The organism is Streptomyces sp. NPDC040432 (genome assembly GCF_055595445.1).
Genome location: NZ_JBVIVP010000056.1, coordinates 2155 through 4319, shown reverse-complemented (window position 1 = coordinate 4319; position 2165 = coordinate 2155). Strand labels below are relative to the sequence as shown.

Below are 2165 nucleotides of genomic sequence, written 5' to 3'. Positions count from 1 at the left end.
CTCGTCCTGGAGGACGGTCGGATCTTCCGCGGCCGTGCCTACGGCGCTGTGGGGGAGACCTTCGGCGAGGCCGTGTTCTCCACCGGGATGACCGGTTACCAGGAGACCCTGACCGACCCGTCGTACCACCGGCAGGTCGTCGTGATGACCGCGCCGCACGTGGGCAACACCGGGGTCAACGACGAGGACCCGGAGTCCTCCCGGATCTGGGTCGCCGGCTACGTCGTGCGGGACCCCGCCCGGGTCCCGTCCAACTGGCGTGCGCGGCGCTCGCTGGACGAGGAGCTCGTGAAGCAGGGCGTCGTCGGGATCTCCGGGATCGACACCCGGGCGCTGACCCGTCACCTGCGCGAGCGCGGTGCCATGCGGGTGGGCATCTTCTCCGGTGACGCCTGGACGGGCGTGCGGGAGGAGACGCTGCTGGCCCGCGTCAAGGAGGCCCCGCAGATGAAGGGCGCCGACCTGTCCGCGGAGGTCGCCACGAAGGAGACGTACGTCGTCCCGGCGATCGGCGCGAAGAGGTTCACCGTCGCCGCGATCGACCTGGGCATCAAGGGCATGACCCCGCACCGGATGGCCGAGCGTGGCATCGAGGTGCACGTGCTGCCCGCGACCGCGACCGTCGAGGACGTGTACGCGGTGAACCCGGACGGGGTGTTCTTCTCCAACGGTCCGGGCGACCCGGCCACCGCCGACGGCCCCGTGGCCGTGATGCAGGGGGTGCTGGCCCGTCGGACGCCGCTGTTCGGTATCTGCTTCGGCAACCAGATCCTGGGCCGGGCGCTGGGCTTCGGGACCTACAAGCTGAAGTACGGTCACCGCGGTATCAACCAGCCGGTCCAGGACCGCACCACCGGCAAGGTCGAGGTCACCGCGCACAACCACGGCTTCGCCGTCGACGCGCCCCTGGACAAGGTGTCGGACACCGCCTACGGGCGGGCCGAGGTCTCCCATGTCTGCCTGAACGATCAGGTCGTGGAGGGTCTGCGGTTGCTCGACCGGCCGGCCTTCTCCGTCCAGTACCACCCCGAGGCGGCCGCCGGCCCGCACGACGCCGCGTACCTCTTCGACCGTTTCGTGAATCTGATGGAGGCCGAGCGTGCCTAAGCGCACCGATATCCAGTCCGTCCTGGTCATCGGCTCCGGCCCGATCGTCATCGGTCAGGCCGCCGAGTTCGACTATTCCGGGACCCAGGCGTGCCGGGTCCTGAAGGCCGAGGGCCTGCGGGTCATCCTGGTGAACTCCAACCCGGCGACGATCATGACCGACCCGGAGATCGCCGACGCCACCTACGTCGAGCCGATCACCCCCGAGTTCGTCGAGAAGATCATCGCGAAGGAGCGCCCCGACGCGCTCCTGCCCACCCTGGGCGGCCAGACCGCGCTCAACACCGCGATCTCCATGCACGAGCAGGGTGTGCTGGAGAAGTACGGCGTCGAGCTGATCGGCGCCAACGTCGAGGCCATCAACAAGGGCGAGGACCGCGACCTCTTCAAGGGCGTCGTCGAGGCCGTCAAGGCCAAGATCGGCTACGGCGAGTCGGCCCGCTCGGTCATCTGCCACACGATGGACGACGTCATCCAGGGTGTCGACACCCTGGGCGGCTACCCCGTGGTCGTGCGCCCCTCCTTCACCATGGGCGGCGCCGGTTCCGGTTTCGCGCACGACGAGGACGAGCTGCGCCGGATCGCCGGTCAGGGCCTGACGCTCTCCCCGACCACCGAGGTGCTCCTGGAGGAGTCCATCCTCGGCTGGAAGGAGTACGAGCTGGAGCTGATGCGCGACACCAAGGACAACGTCGTCGTCGTCTGTTCCATCGAGAACTTCGACCCGATGGGCGTCCACACCGGTGACTCGATCACCGTCGCCCCCGCGATGACGCTCACCGACCGCGAGTACCAGCGGCTGCGCGACATCGGCATCGCGATCATCCGCGAGGTCGGTGTCGACACCGGCGGCTGCAACATCCAGTTCGCGATCGACCCGACCGACGGTCGCGTCATCGTCATCGAGATGAACCCCCGCGTCTCGCGTTCCTCGGCGCTCGCCTCGAAGGCCACCGGCTTCCCGATCGCCAAGATCGCCGCCAAGCTCGCCATCGGCTACACCCTCGACGAGGTCCCCAACGACATCACCGAGAAGACGCCGGCCTCCTTCGAGCCGA

General features: G+C 68.7%; 2 protein-coding genes. Both read left to right on the top strand.

Annotated features, from left to right (window positions below):
* On the top strand, positions 1-1107 hold a 1107-nt coding region (carA, locus tag ACZ58N_RS38740; RefSeq protein WP_471170341.1), incomplete at its 5' end, for a glutamine-hydrolyzing carbamoyl-phosphate synthase small subunit.
* Positions 1100-2165: carbamoyl-phosphate synthase large subunit (gene carB, locus ACZ58N_RS38735; RefSeq protein ID WP_471170338.1), on the top strand; the 1066-nt coding region annotated here is incomplete at its 3' end. The genes carA and carB, both read left to right, overlap by 8 nt.